Raw genomic sequence first — 17,032 nt, 5'->3', positions numbered from 1 at the left:
TGCGATTCCAATTAAATGTGACCGGGCTCGCGCCCGCCGACCGCAGGTCCCGACCTTGGGCCTCGGCGGCAGGGACTTTGGTCCTGAGCAGTGCGGGACTGACTGATCCCCACGTACCCCCGCGCGAGTGACTAACGTCGAGGGTGGCACTGCGATCGGCCCGATCAAGGGATCGACCACGACTGCCGCACCGATTTCGGGTACACGGGAGAGGGTGAGCGGGATGACCTCGGAGGGCATGGAGTACAGAGTCAAGGAACCGTCGGCCGCACGGGACGCGAACGCGGTCGTGGTCGGGGTCGACGGGTCGGACGCCGCACAGGCGGCCGTCGTCTGGGCTGCGCGGATGTGCGCGGACCGCAACCTGTCGTTGCGGATCATCCACGCCCTGAACTTTTCGTCCTATACCTACGGAGCGCCCTATCTCGACGTGGCCGGCATCTTCGACTGGATGGAGGACGAAGGCAAGGAGATCCTGGCCCGCGCAGCCGCCGCGGCGCGCGAGGTGTCGCCCGACCTCGACATCTCCACCGAGATCTCCACCCTCGGCGGTGCTCGCTGGCTCGTGTCGCTCTCCGAGGATTCGCGGGCACTCGTACTCGGGGCATCGGGGAGCGGTGCGGCGGGTGGCATCGGCTCGACCGCGGTGAACGCCGCCAGCCACGGCGTGTGCCCCGTGGTCGTGGTCCACCAGCGCAACGGCGAGGTTCCCAGCGACGGTCCCGTCGTCGTCGGGATCGACGGCAGCCCCACGAGCGAGCGCGCCACCGCGGTGGCGTTCGACGAGGCGGCGCAGCGTGGTGTCCCGCTGGTGGCGATCCACGCGTGGAGCGACACCCCGCACGGCACGCTCGCCGGCGGGCGCAGCGCGATCGTTGACCCGAGGGCCTTCGAGGATGCACAGCAGGTGGAGCTCGCCGAGCGTCTCGCGGGATGGAGTGAGCGGTACCCGGACGTCGAGGTCCGCCGCGAGCTGTACATCGACGGGCCGCGCACCCATCTGCTCGCGTGGTCGCAGAAGGCGCAGCTCGTGGTCGTCGGCAGCCGTGGTCGGGGCGGGTTCCGTGGACTGCTGCTCGGGTCGACGAGCAACGAGCTGGTGCAGAAGGCGAAGTGCCCTGTGATGGTGGTGCGGCCCGAGCGGTCGTAGAGTCCTGTGTCGTAACGTCCGTTACTTGGAACACGGAATGGGGTCGCAGCAGTGCGCATCGGTATGGCTTTGAACTACAGCGGAGGATTCGCGGAGGCTAGCGAAGAAGTCGCGGATCTCGAACGGGCAGGCCTGGACATCATCTTCGTCCCCGAGGCGTATTCGTTCGACGCCGTCAGTGCCCTCGGCTACCTCGCGGCCAAGACCTCGACGATCCAACTGGCCTCCGGCATCTTCCAGATCTACACCCGCACCCCGAGCCTGACCGCGATGACGGCGGCGGGCCTCGACTACGTCTCCAACGGTCGATTCGTGATGGGCATCGGGGCATCGGGCCCGCAGGTGATCGAGGGGTTCCACGGCGTCAAGTACGACGCCCCTCTCGGCCGCACCCGCGAGTTGGTCGACATCTGCCGCCAGGTGTGGCGTCGGGAGAAGGTCCAGTACGACGGCAAGTACTACAAGATCCCGCTGCCCGCCGATCAGGGCACCGGGCTGGGCAAGCCACTCAAGCTGATCAACCACCCTGTGCGCGAACAAATTCCGGTCGTCATTGCCTCGCTCGGCCCCAAGAACGTTGCGCTCACTGCGGAGATTGCCGAGGGCTGGGAGCCGATCTTCTTCCACCCGGAGAAGGCGGAGTCGGTGTGGGGCGAGGCGCTCGCAGCCGGCAAGGCCAAGCGGGACCCGAGCCTGGGTGAGCTGAACATCTACGCAGGTCCAGCGCTGGCGATCGGAGACGATGTCGAGCCGATGCTGCAGTGGATCAAGCCTCATCTCGCGCTGTACATCGGCGGAATGGGTGCCAAGGGCAAGAACTTCTACAACGACCTCGCCTGCCGGTACGGCTACGAGGAGGAGGCCGAGAAGATCCAGGACCTCTACCTCGCCGGAAAGAAGGAGGAAGCCACGGCGGCGGTTCCCGATGAACTCGTGCGGGCGGTATCGCTCATCGGCACCGAGAGCTTCGTCAAGGAGCGGGTCGCCGCGTTCGAGGCGGCCGGGGTGACGACGCTGACCGTGGCCCCGCTGGCCGCAGACCGGGCCGGCCGGGTCGCGCAGGTCGAGAAGCTGCGCGCGATCGTTGACTGACGACTACCGGGCGCGTGTGAAGGAGAAGCCGAATCCATGAGCGCAACCGAAGCGATCGTCGTTGCTGTCGACGGGTCCGAAGCGGCCTCGAACGCGGTGGTGTGGGCATCCCGCGCCGCCGCCGTCCACCAGCGTCGCCTGCACATCGTCACCGCCGTGCACATCCCCGCGTTCTATTACTCCGAGCCGTACCTGGCCCGGAGTTTTCAGGACGAGCTACGCGACACGGCACGCTCGCGTCTCGACAGCGCGCAGGTGCTCGCTCGGCAGACCGCCGAGGACATCGGTTCCATCGACATCACCACCGAACAGATCGATGGCCGTCCCGCCCCAACCCTGATCGACCTGTCGAAGCAGGCCTGGATGGTGGTGCTTGGGTCGCACGGACACGGAGAGATCGCCGGACTCGTCGTCGGGTCCGTCACTGCGGCGGTAGCTGCGCACGCCGAGTGCCGCGTCACGGTGGTCCGCGGTCGGACCCTCGACGGCCTCCCGCCGACGGAGGGGCCGATCGTCGTGGGTGTCGACGGCTCCGAGTCGTGCAAGCCGGCGGTCGGGGCCGCCTTCGAGGAGGCGGCGATCCGGGGCGCAAATCTCATCGCGGTCAACGTGTGGAGCGATGTGAGCGTCCAGCCGTCCCTCGGTGCCACCCCCGACGACCCGCAATGGAGCCGCATCCAGACCGGGGAGGAAGTGGTGCTGTCCGAGCGGCTCGCCGGATGGAAGGAGCGCTACCCCGATGTCACCGTCGAACGGGTCGTCGCGCGCGACCGGCCGGTGCGCGTCCTCAGTGAGTACGCCGAGCAGGCCCAGTTGATCGTCGTCGGCACCCGTGGGCGCGGCGGCTTCAGGGGGATGCTGCTGGGTTCGACCAGCCGGGCGATGCTGCACACCGCGGACTGCCCGGTGCTGATCGTGCCGCCCGGCACCTAGTTCCCTAGATCCGTACTTTCCGGGACCGCGCGGCTCACCGCGCGGTCCCGGCGTCGTTTCGGTCAGGTGTCGCTTCGATCTCGACCTCTCGATCGAGTCTGACAGAACGGGAAATGCTGCGAGGGTGGACCGAAGAAGTTTCGGAGGCACTTTCGGAGGCACTTTCGGAGGAACTTTGGGGGGCAATGTGTCCGGTTCCTCCCCTGCTCACCGGCCCTGTCCCCGAGACTTTTTCGTCTTCGCGTCTTCTCTTCTCCGTGATACGGATCGGAGTCGGGTGGATTCGCGCAGGCGCAATGGATTTCGACAGGAATAAGCACATACCAGTCCACCGCCCACCCGCTTCGGTTCGGTGTCACGCTGCGGGAGGCCGATCGTTTCGAGGATGCGCGATGAACGAAGCAGCCTTGGGAGTCCACGGGAGCAGCAGTGAGCCCTCAGCTGGACCAGAACCGTCTGAACCGAACGACGACGACTCGGGTGGCGGCTCTGCCGGTATCGCACTCCCGATGCTGCTCGCGTTCACGAGGTTGACTCCGGCACAGGCTGCGCAACTGGTCACGGATTTGGCCGACCAGCTCGACCTGGCGGGTAGCGGGGGTGGTCGTCCGACCATCCTGCGGGACGACGCCGTGATGGTCTCCGGCGGAGGACGGCTCACGATCGAGGGCACTCGGAGAGGATCACCGTCCATCGAGATGGACGAAGCGATCACCAGCCTGCTTCGCGGTATCGCGACGAACTGTCGAGGGCCGGAGTTCGGTGATCTTGTGATCGAATCGGTATCAGAGACAACAAATCTGGGGGACCAAGTGCACCGGGTTGGTCAAGCAATCGCTCCCGAGCTCGATCCGGCCGACGAGACCAGGCGGAGGCGCCAGATCGGCGAACTCGTCAGGGCGACAATGGAACGGCCGCTTCCGGATGATCGGGCGGGGGAAGATTCGACCAATGTGCCGGCCGGGTCGCTCGTGTCAACCACAGGCTGGTATCCGCCGGTGCGAACTGGATGGCACCACCGTCGGTGGCGGCCATCCCGGAATCAGGTTGTGTTTACCTTCGTCGCGATCGTAGTTGTCCTCACGGCGGCAGTGACGGGTCCCCGCGCATGGACGGAGGTAAAGAAGGGCTGGGACACCGTCGTCAATCCGGTGGACCTCGCGGATCAGAACACCCTCAGGCCGGTGTCGCCGCCGCCGGTCGTGCCCGCGGACCCGGCCATGGCCGCGCCCGGCGCCGTGGAGCCAGCCGCCGTCCAGACCGGTGCCCCGCCCAACGCGGGCCAGATCACCAGCGTCACATCGAGTTTCGCGGACGGATCGTGTAGTCCTGGTCAATCGTGTGCGGTACGAGTGGACGTTCGGCTCGACCCGGCGGTGCCCGTCGACACGGTCACCTGGAAGCTGAACGTTTACGACCGCTGCTCCGGCGAAGTGCACGCCGGTGGTGACGTCACCATGCGAGTGGAACCGGGTCGTGATGAGGTGTACGGCCTCAGTAAGACGTTCCTGCCGCCCGGTTTCGCTCTGGGTGTCGCTGCGATCACAAGCGCCCCGGCAGTCGCTGCCTCGGAGCCGCTGTACGTGCCTGCCGAGAAAGTGACCTGCTGATGCGCGGGGACGGTGGTCGTGTGGAGGGACACGATCGCGAATCCGATCCCTGGATCGTCATTGCGGCGGTCGTTCTCACCATCTTCGGCCTCCTCAACTTGGTGTCGATCGGACTCACATCGCAAGCGGTCCGTCACCTGGGTTTTGCCGTCGTCGGCCTCGGGGTGATGTTCCTGGTGTCGCGGATGCGGGTGAGCAACCTGCGACGATTCGGACTGGTGACCCTCGGGGTGTCGGTCGCGATGCTGGTGGCCGTGCCGCTCGTCGGGGTGTCGGTCAAGGGTGCGCAACGCTGGCTGGATTTCGGTGTGTTCACCATTCAGCCGGCCGAAGTCGCCAAGCTCGGTCTGGTCATGGTGGCGGCGACCGTCCTGGCCGGCGGCTACAACATCGGTCGGTTGGCGGCGACGTTGGCGATCGCAGCCGGCGTGGTCGCACTGGTCGCCCTGCAGCCCGACCTGTCGAGCGCCGTGGTGCTGGCAGCGGTTGCGGCGCTGATGCTGGTCCTCGCCAGGGTGCCGATGTTGCCGCTGTTGCCGCTGTTCGCTCTGGGACTTGCCTCGCTGCCCATTGCCGCGCTGTTTCTCCGTCCGTACCAACTCGAACGGATCCAGGTGTTCGTGTCGAGCGATGCCGACCCGAGCGGGTCGGGGTGGGCATCGCTTCAGGCCGACATCGCCGTAGGCAGCGGTGGGCTGTGGGGTCTGGCACGAGACCCCTTGTACGACCTGAGGGCTCAGTATCTTCCCGAAGCGGAGCACGACCTCGCGTTCGCGAGCGTCGTGTACGGGTGGGGACTGTTCGCCGGCATTGCAGTCGTGGCGGCCAGCTTGGTGATCACCTGGCGCGCCGCGCTCGCCGCCCGACGGGCGAGAACCAAGGAAGCTGCCCTCGTGGCCGCGGGTATCGGCGGGCTGTTCGGGATCCACGCGGTGCTGTCGATCGGGGCGAGCCTGTCGCTGCTGCCCCACACCGGAATGCCGCTCCCGATGTTCAGCTACGGGGGCACGGTCGCACTCGTCGGGTTCGTCGCGATCGGGCTGGTGCTCGCGGTGCGCCGTGACGGTGTCGCTCGGCCCCTGTGGGCCGAGCCGTCCGTACGCAGGCGACGGCCCCGGGGCATGACGGCGGGTACCGCCGCGGTGACCGCACTCCTCGTCGCGATGTCGGTGTTCACCTGGCAGTTGCAGACCGATCGAGGTCCGGAGCTGCGTGCGTTGAGCGATAGCCAGATGACTCGCTGTGTCCGCCTGCCTGCCGAACGTGGTCAAATCGTCGACCGGAACGGCGTGCCGTTGGCGGTCAACGCTCCCGAATACTCCATTTCGGTGGTCACCGGAATGTTCGACGAGAACGACTCCGGTTCGCGCGGTGCGCTCCTCGCCTCCCTCGGGATTCCTCATGAAGAGCTGACGAACATCTTGGCTGAACGCGGCGTAGGGGAAATGCAGACCGTCGTCGGCAGGGTCGCACCTGATCAGGCTCAGCGAATCATCGATGCGCAGATCCCAGGCGTGCTCGTCTTTCCCTCCGGCCGTCGGCAATATCCGTACGGCGATACGCTCGCCTCCGTCCTCGGATACGTCAGTGTCGGCGATCCGGACGACATGGAACGCTGGCCGGAGCTCGCACTCGGGTCGCGGGTCGGGAGTGCAGGAATCGAGAAGCAATACGACGCGCTGCTGCGCGGCACCGACGGCAAGCAGTGCGTATACGTCGATCCGAGGGGAAATCCGGTCGGCGCGGGAGAGCGGGTAGATCCGGTACCGGGCCACAACCTGCGGCTGCACCTGGACATCGGATTGCAGAACCTGGCGACGGAGTCCTTGGCGCAGGCGGTCCGCGGCAGCGGGGGTGACCTGGGCGCGGCGCTTGTGATGGACGCGCGCACCGGCGCAGTGCTGGCGCTCGCCAGCGTTCCCGGGTACGACAACAACGTCTACGGTCCTCCAGTCGACGCCGTCGCGCTGGCGGCCCAAACAGAGGGCCCGGGACCCAGCAAGATGCTCAACCACGCGTTCCAGACCGCCGCGCCACCCGGCTCGACGTTCAAGATCGTTGTCGCTTCGGCGAACGCGGATGATCAGGTACTGGATCCGGACCTGGCGATCCCGACCGGTGGCGCTTTCACCTACGGAGGACACACGTTCGCGAACTGGCAGCCGATGGGTCCGAACAACCTGTTGCGGGCGATCCAATGGTCCGACAACGTGTACTTCTACAAGCTCGCCCTCATGCTCGGTCCCGAGCAGATCGCTACTGTCGCCGACCAATTGGGTGTGGGGCGACGGTCAGGGATCGATCTGCCGGGCGAGTCCGCGGGTTTCCTGGGGACACCGGAGACGGTCGGCGAGATCGGGGCCACCTGGTACCCGGGCTCGACGGTGTTGATGGGGATCGGGCAGGGCACAGTGACGGCGACCCCGCTGCAAGTGGCAGGGTGGACGTCCGGCATCGCCACCGGGGCGATGGTCACTCCGCAACTCGCCGCCGCCTACGGAACCGGGGAGGGCGCGCCGATTCCGACGGCGGATCCTGATCCGCTTCCCTTCGCCGATCAGCTCGGTCCGGTCCGCGCCGGGATGCGGGCTTCGGCCGCTGCCGGTACGGGTGGGCAGCTCGCCAGTCTGCCGATCACGGCTGGCTCCAAGACCGGAACGGCGGAGGATCCGTCGGCGCCGGGCGATGGTCTCGACGCCTGGTTCTCCGCGGTCGTGCCCTTCGAGTCTCCCGAAATCGTCGTCACAGTAATGGTCCGTGGCGGGGGATTCGGATCGGCGACGTCCGGCCCCGTGGCCATGTCGATCCTCGAGCGCTACCTCGCGGAACGTCCCGTCCCGGCGCCGCCTCGGTGATACCCGCGAGGCGCGGCCTCGGTGATACCCGCGAGGCGCGGCCTCGGTGATATCCGCGAGGCGCGGCCTCGGTGATACCCGCGAGGCGCGGCCTCGGTGATATCCGCGAGGCGCGGCCTCGGTGATACCCGCGAGGCGCCGCCTGGGCGATCAACCGCTGTGGGAGGCTACGACCTCATCCGGTCAGCTCGCCGCCTTGCCGGTGACGGCCGGCGCCGAGACCGGAGAGGTGGGGGGATCCGTCGGCGCCCGGCACGGTGACTTCAGGCGAGGCACCGCATCTGTGACGTCGCGGTGCCCCGCCCCAATTACCTAGGGCGGGGCACGTCTCGGTGAGTTCGCGAGGCGCCGCCTTGGTGAGTTCGCGGGGCACGTCTCGGTGAGTTCGCGAGGCACCGCCTCGGTGAGTTCGCGAGGCGCCGCCTCGGTGGTCAGCTGCTGTAGGCGGCGACGAGCTCCGGGTGATCGAGGCAGGCGGTAGCCCCCTCGGCGACGCAGGTCAGCGGCCGTTCGGCCGTCTTCACCGGGAGGCCGAACGACTCCTCGAACAGGTGAGAGAGTCCGCGGAGCCCTGCGCCGCCCCCGATCACCAGGACACCTTCGGCCATCACGTCGCTGATCGCTTGCGGGGGAAGGTCATCCAGGCAGGCTGTCAACGTCTGCACGATTCCGGTCGTGGTCGGCCGCAGCGCTTCCACTACCTCCTCGACGTCCAGGGAGATCAGCCGTGCGCGGCCCGTGACGCCGTCGAGTCCCTCCACCACGAGCGACTGTCCCTCGGCGGTGTCGGCTGCGCCCATCTTGGCGCGTTCGGCGGTGAGCTCGCCAACGATGATGTGGTGCTCTTCACGTACGTAGTGGTGCAACGCCTCGTCCAGTTCCTCCCCTGCCAGTTGGCAAGTGCGGTGGGAGATCACGCCACCGAAGGAGACAGCGGTGACTTCAGAGGTGCCGCCGCCGACGTTCACGACGAGATGGGCACGAGCCTCGAGTGGATTGATGCCACACCCGATTGCGCCCGCCACCGGTTCCGGTATCAAGCCGACCTTCCGCAGGCCGGCCTCATGCCCGACCTCGAGAAGTGCGCGACGCTCGAGGGGAGTGGCTCCGGCAGGAGCCGAGAAGATGGCCTTCGGCCGCCGACGGTACAGCCTGCGCGGGGCGACCCGCTCGATGACGGCTGCGACGAAGGCTCGGGCCGAGTCCAGATCCACGACGACGCCGTCGCGCATGGGGCGAACCTGCGTGATCCCTGCAGGCGTGCGACCGATGAGGTTCCGCGCATCGTGGCCGATCGCGAGGGCGCGGTGCGGATCTTTGTTCCGCACCAGCATGAAAGACGGTTCGTTCAGGACGATCCCGTCTTCGAGGGTCCCGACGACAGTGTTCGTGGTTCCGAGATCGATGCCAAGTCCGCGCACGCCGGCCTCCCGAAGGGAATCGAACGAGATGGTCTGGACGAGATGGTCTAGATGCTACGCACACCAGGGAGATTCATGGCCGGTTTCGCGAGGTAGTTCTCTGTACGGTGGTCATGCGGCGTGGTTTCGACGGCATACTGCCGCATTTGTCGGCAATGCGTTGTTTTGCAAGCGGTTTCGCGAAGTATGCCAGCCCTTCTACTCGCAGCCGTCAGCGAGAAGCGCCGTGTCGTAGAGCAACTGAGGGCGCGCTCGAAGCGTGGCAGTCGTGCCGACGTCCGGTGTCGCGTCCGGGGTACCTCCTCATCTCTGGTCCCGGTGCAGAGGAAAGGTAATGGTGAAGGTGCTTCCCAGTCCGAGACCACGGCTGCTCGCCGCAATTTGACCCTGCTGCGCCTCGACGAGCGCCTTGGCGATCGCGAGACCAATCCCCGCTCCTCCATGCTCACGGTCGCGAGCCGCATCGACCCGATAGAACCGCTCGAACAGGTACGGGAGATGTTCTGCAGGGATTCCGTCGCCGTTGTCGGTCACCGCGAACACGAGCACTTGGTGTCTTCGCTCCACGGTCACGCTCACTCGACCACCCCGGGGTGTGTGGCGCAAAGCGTTGTCGAGTACGTTCCCCAGCACCTGCCCGAGCCTTACCGGGTCGGCCCACAGTTGGGGAAGGTCCGCGGGAACATGAGAGGTGAGCGCCACTTCCTTGGCTGCGTACCGGTCGGCTGCGGCCATCACCGCGGTGGATATCACTGCATCGGGAGCCACCCATGTCGGCTCGATCGATTTCAGGCCCCCTTCAGCATGGGAAAGCGCGCTGACGTCGTCCGAAAACCGGGCGAGTCTGCGGATCTGAGCACGGAGCATCGTCATGGTGTCGGTGTCGAGTGTCTCGACACCGTCCTCGAGCGCCTCCATGTATGCCTCGAGCACTGATACGGGGGTACGAATCTCGTGGGCGAGATCGGCGAGCAGCTGACGGCGGGTGGATTCCACCGATTCGAGCCGTGTCGCCATTCGGTTGAACGCGCGGGCGAGTGCGCTGAAGTCCTCACCCAGGTGTGGTGGTGACACCCGAATGCCATAGCGGCCGTCGGCCACTGCGGTGGCAGCTGAGGACACCTCGTTCACCGAGTGCTGCAGGCGCCGGCTGAAGTACCAGGTCACGACAAGCACAGCCAGGACAGCCGCCCCGATGGCCACTGTCAGGGAAATTACCGTGGCGGAGCGGTACGCCTGCTCGGCATGGAACTGCTCCTCGGACGAGTCCGGTAGACCAGCCTGCTCCAAGTGCTCACGGAACAGCGAGGGGCCGACCAGACCTGCGACCACCCACGAGGTTGCACCACCCGCCACGACCACCATCGATTGCGCCAACAGCAGACGCAGACCAATGCCGGGGCCTCCAGTCACCCGGCCCGAGATGAGAGAGCCCGTTGAGTGTGGCGCCTTCATCGACCGGTACCCATCCGGTATCCGATCCCGCGGATGGTGGTGACGTACCGGGGTGCGACCGGGTCGTCGCCGAGCTTGCGGCGCAGATTACCGACGTGCACGTCGACGAGGTGCTCGTTGCCCACCCAGGATTCCCCCCATACCGAGTCGATCAACTGGCGCCGGCTGAAGGCCATGCCAGGCCGAGACGACAACGTCGCCAGCACATCGAACTCGGTGCGAGTCAAACCCACCGGACGCTCGCTGAGACGAACCTCACGACCCGCGATATCTATTTGCAGTGCCCCGAACACCCGCGGTGGAGGCTCGCCCCCACGCGGCTCGAGTGCTCCGGGCACGGGCGAGCGCGGCTCGTCTGTAGCCGCATTCCGGGGTCGACGCAACATCGCACGGACTCGGGCTACCAGTTCCCGCGGGCTGAACGGTTTGGTGACGTAGTCATCGGCGCCGACGGACAAACCGATGATCTTGTCCATCTCCGCAATCCGAGCGGTCAACATCACCACGTAGGCGTCGGAAAACGTCCGTAACTCGCGGCACACCTCGATTCCGTCCGTACCCGGCAACCCCAGATCGAGGATCACGACGTCCGGGTCGAACTCCCGGGCGCGGGCAAGCGCATCCATCCCGTCGTAGGACACTGCTACCTCGAAGTTCTCCCGTTCGAGGTAGCTCACGACCACTGCAGCCAACGGGCGCTCGTCGTCCACCACCAAAGCCCGAAGTGCGGCGGTATCCCGGGGTGTGAGGGCGGGCATGTCATCCATGCTCTCCATCGTCACCCTCGATCGTCGGTTTTGCCCTTCCGATCCTGTGGCGGCCGGCCTGGACCGGCATTTCTTGAGCGAAACTTCACAGAACCCTCACCGATTCATCGGGTTCGAAATCCACGCTGGACGGGAGAAGTAAGACCCCTGACGAGAAGAGGCGAACGAACATGATGTGGAACGACGGGTTTGGCTACGGATGGAGCTGGGGCGGCTGGGTTCTGATGGTCCTGGCGATGGTCGCGTTCTGGACATTGGTCATCGTGGCGGTGATGGCACTCTTCCGCAGCATCCGTTCGGACCGCAATCCTCCCTACGGGACCAACGACACTGACAGGCGCAGCGCGGAAACCATCCTCGACGAGCGCTTCGCGCGCGGGGAGATCGACGTCGACGAGTACCGCATCCGTCGAGACCATCTTCGTGCCGCGCAAGAACGCTGACACTGTGCCGTTCGAGTACCTGTCGGCCATGCACCCGTGACGCCTCCTCTCTTGGCGCGCCCTCGTGCTCGGCATGGGCGGTCGACTATCTCAGTTGAGACGAACAGTTCGTGGGAGGGAGGTGAGGATTGTGGAAACGGACATGATGGGGATGGACATGATGGGGATGCACATGGACATGCACATGATGGAAATGGGTCAGATGATGATGATGCACCTGCACATGGACATGATGTTGCCGTGACACGTGGATCGGCCGTCGCCGGCAATCGCCGACCCGGCCCACTCGCGGGCCAGCAGTTGTCGCAACGGAGGTGCCGGGACGCACAGTGAGTGGCTGCACCGAACGTGGACGGGCAGTTCACCGATACCTTTCAGGTTGTTCGCGCCGGAACGCCCGCTGGAGTAGGACTCCCGCGGGCGTTCCGAGCGGAACCGCCGGTGGTCGGGTCTAGATGGTGCGTGCCAGGCGGTTCGCAAGCAGCTTCGCGAAGTGCGCCGGATCCTCCAGCTCACCGCCCTCGGCGAGAAGTGCAGTGCCGTAGAGCAACTCGGCGGTCTCGGCTAGGCCCGGATCGTCGCCGCGCTCGGCGTGCGCACTGCGTAGACCCTCCACGAGCGGGTGGGTGGGGTTGAGTTCGAGGATGCGTTTGAAGTGCGGCACCTGCTGCCCGGACGCCCGGTACATCCGCTCGAGGGCTGGGGTCATGCCGAACTCGTCTCCGACGATGCACGCGGGGGAGTCGGTGAGGCGCGTCGACAGACGCACCTGCTTGACCTGTTCCTCCAGTGTCGTGGTCAGCCAAGACAGGACGCTGGCGAACTCCTTGTCCTGTTCCTCCCGTTTGGCCTCGGCATCCTTCTTCTCCTCCTCGGTGTCGAGGTCCACCTCTCCCTTCGCGATCGACTGCAACGGCTTGCCATCGAACTCGGGGACCGACGTCACCCACATCTCGTCGACCGGGTCGGTGAGCAACAGCACTTCGAGACCGCGGGCACGGAACGCCTCCATGTGCGGGGACGCCTCGAGCTGTTGGCGGGACTCGCCGGTGAGGTAGAAGATCTGCTCCTGGCCGTCCTGCATGCGCTCGACGTACTGCGCCAGCGTGGTCTGCTCGTCATCGCTGTTGGTGGACTGGAAGGATGAGATCTCGAGCAGGGTCTCCCGGTTGTCGAAGTCCGAGAGCAGGCCCTCTTTGAGCACCCGACCGAACTGTGACCACACCGTCCGGTACTTCTCCTGATCGGCGGACATGATGTCCTTGATCGTGGTGAGCACCTTCTTGGTGAGGCGACGGCGGATCGCGCGGATCTGCCGGTCCTGCTGAAGGATCTCACGAGAGACGTTGAGCGACAGGTCCTGTGCATCGACCACGCCCTTGACGAAGCGCAGGTACTCGGGCATGAGTTCCTCGCAGTCGTCCATGATGAACACGCGCTTGACGTACAGGTGGATACCGGCGCGATGCTCGCGCGAGAACAGGTCGAACGGTGCGTGCGACGGAATGAACAGCAGCGCTTGGTATTCGAACGTGCCCTCCGCCTTCATCGGGATGACCTCGAGCGGGTCGTCCCAGGAATGGCTGACGTGCTTGTAGAACTCGTTGTACTCGTCCTCGGTGACGTCGTCCTTCGGGCGGGCCCACAGCGCCTTCATCGAGTTCAGCGTGTCGGTCTCGACGACCGTCTTCGGCGTGTCGGTTTCGGTCTCGGTTTCATCCTCGCTCTTCGGAGCGGGACGCTCGACGTCCATCCGGATCGGGTACGCGATGAAATCCGAGTAGCGCTTGACGACCTCGCGCAGTTTGTTCTCGGCCGCGTAGTCGTAGAGGTGGTCCTCGACATCCTCCGGCTTGAGGTGCAGCATCACCGTCGTGCCCTGGGGGGCGTCGTCGATGGTCTCGATCGTGTAGGTGGACTCGCCACTCGACTCCCACCGTGTCCCATGCTTCTCGCCGGCCTTGCGCGTCAGCAGTGTGACCTTGTCGGCGACCATGAACGTCGAATAGAAGCCGATGCCGAACTGCCCGATCAACTCCTCCGACGCCGCGGCGTCCTTGGCCTCTCGCAGTTTGCGACGCAGCTCGGCGGTTCCGGACTTGGCGAGCGTGCCGATCAGGTCGATCACCTCGTCACGGGACATGCCGATGCCGTTGTCACGCACCGTGAGCGTCCGCGTGTCCTTGTCGACCGCCAGTTCTATGTGCAGATCCGACGTGTCGGCCTCGAGGTCCTTGTCGCGGAATGCCTCGAGCTTGAGCTTGTCGAGCGCGTCGGACGAGTTCGAGATCAGCTCGCGGAGAAAGGTGTCCTTGTTGGAATACACCGAATGGATCATCAGATCCAGAATCTGGCGAGTCTCCGTCTGGAACTCGCGCTGTTCGATACCCGTGGTCATTCGTGGTTCCCTTCGGCAGCACAACTGTCGACAAAAATGTTAGGACGGTTGACGCGGCCTCCGCGAGTTAGGTCGCAGCGGGCGTGCTCCTACCGCCATCTCGGTCCGTTGGGTCGGCGCGGTAGCGTTCTTCCGACAAGTACGGAAGGTGGCACCGATGACGCGAGTCTTCCTGGTCGATGATCACGAAATCGTGCGACGTGGGCTGGTCGATCTCCTCGGCAGCGCTCCCGACCTGACCGTGGTGGGTGAGGCTGCCTCGGTCGGTGAGGCGCTGGCGCGGATTCCGTCCAGTGGCGCCGACGTCGCGGTCCTCGACGTCCGGCTTCCCGACGGCAACGGCGTCGAACTGTGTCGCGAACTCCGGGCTGTGCTGCCCGATCTGCGCTGTCTCATGCTCACGTCGTACGCCGACGACGAGGCCCTGTTCGACGCTGTCATGGCGGGCGCCTCCGGATTCGTCCTCAAGCAGATCCTCGGTACGGATCTGATCTCGGCGGTACGGACGGTCGGTGCGGGCGGGTCGCTGCTCGACAGTCGCGCGACGGCCGCGCTCATGCAGCGGATCCGGTCCGAACGCACCACCGACCCGCTCGCCGAGCTTTCCGACCAGGAGCGAGCCGTCTTCGACCTCATCGGCGAGGGTCTGACGAACCGCGAGATCGCCGAGCGACTGTTTCTGGCCGAGAAGACGATCAAGAACTACGTCTCCCGGTTGCTCGCCAAGCTCGGCATGCAGCGCCGCACCCAGGCAGCGGTGCTGGCGACCGAACTGCGTAACAACCGGCGGGACTGAGGTCTACCCCAGCGGCACCCGCCAGGTCAGCTCGGTGCCGTGATCGACGCCCGGCACCACCGAGCAGGAGCCACCGCACTGCTCGGCTCGTCGGGCCAGGTTGTCCAAGCCGCTGCGCCGCGGGTTGTCGGGCACGCCGACGCCGTCGTCGCGGATGCGGATCGTCAGGTGGTCGGCGGCGTCGATCGCGACGTTGATCGTCGATGCGCCCGCATGACGGAGTGCATTGCTCAAACCCTCGCGCAGCACGGCCTCGGCGTGGGGATGAATCCGCGTCGGAACCAGCGTGTCGATCGCGCCCGTGAACTGCACGTTCGGCGTCAGCGCCGACCGGGTGGTCAGGTCGCCGATCGCGTCGAGCAACCGTCGGCGCAGGCTCGTCGGCGCCTGCTCGCCCGCGGTGTGCAGATCGAAGATCGTCGTGCGGATCTCTCGGATCGTGCGGTCGAGTTGGGCGACCGTCTCCGCGAGCGTGGCTGCCGCCGGCTCCGAGACGGGGTGGGTCTCGTCGAGCAGCAGACTCTGCAAGCTCATGCCGGTCGCGAACAACTGTTGGATGACGTTGTCGTGCAGGTCCCGAGCGATGCGGTCTCGGTCGGCCAGCACGTCGAGCTGTCGTCGTTGATGCTGCTGATCGGCGAACTCCACCGCGAGTGCCGCGGAGTCCGCCATCGAGATCAGGCGGGTGATCTCGTCCGGCGTCCATCCCTGCGCCTCCCGGGTGACCACCAGCAGGCCCGCGACCCCGGACGTCGTGGACAGCGGTAGTGCGGCCACCCGGACGTCGTCGGCTGCGGCGAACGGGGCCACCCGATCCCGTGCGGTGAGCAGGGCGGGCCGACGCCCGCGGACGACCGCGAGCAGGTCCGACTCCGACAGGTCGAGGTGATTACCCGCTCGGGGACCGTCGTTCGACGAGGCCGCCTCGATGGTGGCGCCGTCGTCGTTGAGCACCATCACGTACGCGCCGGATGCGCCGCACAGGTCCCGGGTACGCGTTACGAGCAGGTCGAGGGCCTCGTCGATCGAGCCGCCGGAGAGCAGCCGCGAATTGAACGACGCGAGCGCGATGAGCCAGCGTTCGCGGGTGCGGGACTCCTCGAACAGGTGCGCGTTGTCGATCGCGACCCCCGCCGACGTGGCGAGAGCGTCGAGGATGGTCTCGTCCTCGTCGGTGAACTCCGGGCCGGACCGCTTCTCGGTGAGGTAGATGCTGCCGAACACCGTGCCCCGCACGATGATCGGCATGCCGAGGAAGCTGTCCATCGGCGGGTGGTTCGGTGGGAAGCCGACCGACGCGGGGTGCTGCCCCAGGTGCGCGACACGCACCGGCCGCGGATGCTCGATCAGCAGTCCCAGCAGTCCCCGGCCCTCCGGTTGGTGACCCATCCGGGATCGCTCATCCGGGCTGATGCCCTCGTACACGAACTCCAGCAGTCCGCCGCCGTCGGGATCGCGCACCCCGAGTGCGCCGTAGCGCGCATCGAGCAGGGTCGTCGCGGCCTGCACGATCCGCTGCAGGGTGGAATCGAGTTCCAGCCCGGCCCCGACCACCAGGGTGGCCTCGACGAGTTCGCGCAACCGGGCGGGCGTCGCGACGCTGGCGACGAGCCGACTGCGCATGTCGGCGAGGACCTCCTCGAAGTTCTCGAAATCCTCGAGGTCCCAATTCGCGCCGTCGACCATGCAGGCAGCATAGGCCGCCGTGCAGTGTGTCTACTTCGCGACGTGTCTACTTCGCGACGGTCAGCAGGAAGGCGACGTCCTCGAGCGCCTCGACGCTGTGCCGGGCCCCTGGGATGATCAGCATGTCACCGGTGGACCCCTTCCAGGAGTCCTCACCGCAGATCAGCGCCAGCTTGCCGCTGAGCACCAGTATGGTTGCCTCACCGGGACTGTCGTGCTCGGCGAGGCTGTGCCCGGAGGTCAGTGCGATCACGGTCTGGCGCAGGTGACGTTGGTGGCCACCGAAGACGGTCTGCGAGCTGCGTCCGCTCGACATTGTGGCCGCCAGCTTCAGCTGCTGGCGGGCCAGGGCCGTCAATGAGGTCTTGTCCATCACATGCTGCTCCGATACCTCTGGGACGAAGGGGACGCTCTTCACGAAGTATG

General features: G+C 66.2%; 14 protein-coding genes. 8 read left to right on the top strand and 6 right to left on the bottom strand.

Annotated features, from left to right (window positions below; all coding sequences use genetic code 11):
* The first annotated feature begins 223 nt into the window (after positions 1 to 223).
* The 5 genes from EF834_RS02715 to EF834_RS02695 all read left to right on the top strand — a co-directional run bounded on the left by EF834_RS02715 (position 224) and on the right by EF834_RS02695 (position 7,640).
* On the top strand, positions 224 to 1,150 hold the full coding sequence (locus EF834_RS02715; RefSeq protein WP_127946049.1) for a universal stress protein: 927 nt from the start codon (positions 224 to 226) through the stop codon (positions 1,148 to 1,150).
* A gap of 51 nt (positions 1,151 to 1,201) precedes the next feature.
* Entirely contained in the window at positions 1,202 to 2,242 is a 1,041-nt protein-coding gene (locus EF834_RS02710; RefSeq protein ID WP_127945527.1) for an LLM class F420-dependent oxidoreductase, read from the top strand.
* 36 nt (positions 2,243 to 2,278) lie between these two features.
* On the top strand, positions 2,279 to 3,175 hold the full coding sequence (locus tag EF834_RS02705; protein ID WP_127945525.1) for a universal stress protein: 897 nt from the start codon (positions 2,279 to 2,281) through the stop codon (positions 3,173 to 3,175).
* Between the two features lie 1,049 nt (positions 3,176 to 4,224).
* Positions 4,225 to 4,785: a hypothetical protein gene (locus EF834_RS18420; RefSeq protein WP_235870963.1), complete on the top strand. Its 561-nt coding sequence runs from the start codon at positions 4,225 to 4,227 to the stop codon at positions 4,783 to 4,785.
* Positions 4,785 to 7,640 (top strand): FtsW/RodA/SpoVE family cell cycle protein, encoded by a 2,856-nt coding sequence (locus tag EF834_RS02695; RefSeq protein WP_127945521.1) that lies wholly within the window; start codon positions 4,785 to 4,787, stop codon positions 7,638 to 7,640. The genes EF834_RS18420 and EF834_RS02695 overlap by 1 nt, the downstream gene beginning before the upstream one ends.
* Before the next feature lie 431 nt (positions 7,641 to 8,071).
* Here EF834_RS02695 and mreB read toward each other — a convergent pair whose 3' ends face one another.
* The 3 genes from mreB to EF834_RS02680 form a co-directional block, all read right to left on the bottom strand.
* Complete coding sequence (mreB, locus tag EF834_RS02690) at positions 8,072 to 9,061, bottom strand: rod shape-determining protein (RefSeq protein ID WP_127945519.1); 990 nt, start codon at positions 9,059 to 9,061, stop codon at positions 8,072 to 8,074.
* A gap of 303 nt (positions 9,062 to 9,364) precedes the next feature.
* Entirely contained in the window at positions 9,365 to 10,516 is a 1,152-nt protein-coding gene (locus EF834_RS02685; RefSeq protein ID WP_127945517.1) for a sensor histidine kinase, read from the bottom strand.
* A complete protein-coding gene (locus tag EF834_RS02680; protein WP_127946048.1) occupies positions 10,513 to 11,292 on the bottom strand; it encodes a response regulator transcription factor in 780 nt (259 codons plus the stop codon). The genes EF834_RS02685 and EF834_RS02680 overlap by 4 nt, the downstream gene beginning before the upstream one ends.
* A gap of 161 nt (positions 11,293 to 11,453) precedes the next feature.
* On the opposite strand from EF834_RS02680, the gene EF834_RS02675 reads away from it, so the two are divergent.
* Both EF834_RS02675 and EF834_RS18600 read left to right on the top strand, forming a co-directional pair.
* Positions 11,454 to 11,726 carry an SHOCT domain-containing protein gene (locus tag EF834_RS02675; RefSeq protein WP_127945515.1) on the top strand — a complete coding sequence of 91 codons (273 nt, stop codon included), beginning with the start codon at positions 11,454 to 11,456 and terminating at the stop codon, positions 11,724 to 11,726.
* A gap of 121 nt (positions 11,727 to 11,847) precedes the next feature.
* On the top strand, positions 11,848 to 11,970 hold the full coding sequence (locus EF834_RS18600; protein ID WP_268960894.1) for a hypothetical protein: 123 nt from the start codon (positions 11,848 to 11,850) through the stop codon (positions 11,968 to 11,970).
* Between the two features lie 207 nt (positions 11,971 to 12,177).
* Here EF834_RS18600 and htpG read toward each other — a convergent pair whose 3' ends face one another.
* The gene (gene htpG / locus EF834_RS02670; protein WP_127945513.1) at positions 12,178 to 14,124 is read right to left on the bottom strand and encodes a molecular chaperone HtpG; all 1,947 of its coding nucleotides are present in this window, start codon (positions 14,122 to 14,124) and stop codon (positions 12,178 to 12,180) included.
* A gap of 157 nt (positions 14,125 to 14,281) precedes the next feature.
* Here htpG and EF834_RS02665 point away from each other — a divergent pair, with 157 nt between their 5' ends.
* Positions 14,282 to 14,920, top strand: a complete 639-nt coding sequence (locus EF834_RS02665) for a response regulator transcription factor (RefSeq protein WP_127945511.1) — start codon at positions 14,282 to 14,284, stop codon at positions 14,918 to 14,920.
* Between the two features lie 3 nt (positions 14,921 to 14,923).
* Here EF834_RS02665 and EF834_RS02660 read toward each other — a convergent pair whose 3' ends face one another.
* Both EF834_RS02660 and EF834_RS02655 read right to left on the bottom strand, forming a co-directional pair.
* Positions 14,924 to 16,606, bottom strand: coding sequence for a GAF domain-containing sensor histidine kinase (locus tag EF834_RS02660; protein WP_127945509.1), 1,683 nt, complete (start codon positions 16,604 to 16,606; stop codon positions 14,924 to 14,926).
* 46 nt (positions 16,607 to 16,652) lie between these two features.
* The gene (locus tag EF834_RS02655) at positions 16,653 to 16,979 is read right to left on the bottom strand and encodes a cupin domain-containing protein (protein ID WP_127945507.1); all 327 of its coding nucleotides are present in this window, start codon (positions 16,977 to 16,979) and stop codon (positions 16,653 to 16,655) included.
* Positions 16,980 to 17,032 lie beyond the last annotated feature (53 nt).

Source organism: Rhodococcus spongiicola (genome assembly GCF_004011835.1).
Taxonomy (GTDB): domain Bacteria; phylum Actinomycetota; class Actinomycetes; order Mycobacteriales; family Mycobacteriaceae; genus Prescottella; species Prescottella spongiicola.
This window is presented reverse-complemented; position numbering and strand designations above follow the sequence as displayed.

What these genes read in the sequence shown, in the direction of transcription:
- EF834_RS02655 (WP_127945507.1), bottom strand. Translation starts at nt 16,979, where the DNA reads ATGGACAAGACCTCATTGACGGCCCTGGCCCGCCAGCAGCTGAAGCTG.
- EF834_RS02680 (WP_127946048.1), bottom strand. Translation starts at nt 11,292, where the DNA reads ATGGAGAGCATGGATGACATGCCCGCCCTCACACCCCGGGATACCGCC.
- EF834_RS02705 (WP_127945525.1), top strand. Translation starts at nt 2,279, where the DNA reads ATGAGCGCAACCGAAGCGATCGTCGTTGCTGTCGACGGGTCCGAAGCG.
- EF834_RS02715 (WP_127946049.1), top strand. Translation starts at nt 224, where the DNA reads ATGACCTCGGAGGGCATGGAGTACAGAGTCAAGGAACCGTCGGCCGCA.
- htpG (WP_127945513.1), bottom strand. Translation starts at nt 14,124, where the DNA reads ATGACCACGGGTATCGAACAGCGCGAGTTCCAGACGGAGACTCGCCAG.
- EF834_RS02665 (WP_127945511.1), top strand. Translation starts at nt 14,282, where the DNA reads ATGACGCGAGTCTTCCTGGTCGATGATCACGAAATCGTGCGACGTGGG.
- EF834_RS02695 (WP_127945521.1), top strand. Translation starts at nt 4,785, where the DNA reads ATGCGCGGGGACGGTGGTCGTGTGGAGGGACACGATCGCGAATCCGAT.
- EF834_RS02685 (WP_127945517.1), bottom strand. Translation starts at nt 10,516, where the DNA reads ATGAAGGCGCCACACTCAACGGGCTCTCTCATCTCGGGCCGGGTGACT.
- EF834_RS02660 (WP_127945509.1), bottom strand. Translation starts at nt 16,606, where the DNA reads ATGGTCGACGGCGCGAATTGGGACCTCGAGGATTTCGAGAACTTCGAG.
- EF834_RS02675 (WP_127945515.1), top strand. Translation starts at nt 11,454, where the DNA reads ATGATGTGGAACGACGGGTTTGGCTACGGATGGAGCTGGGGCGGCTGG.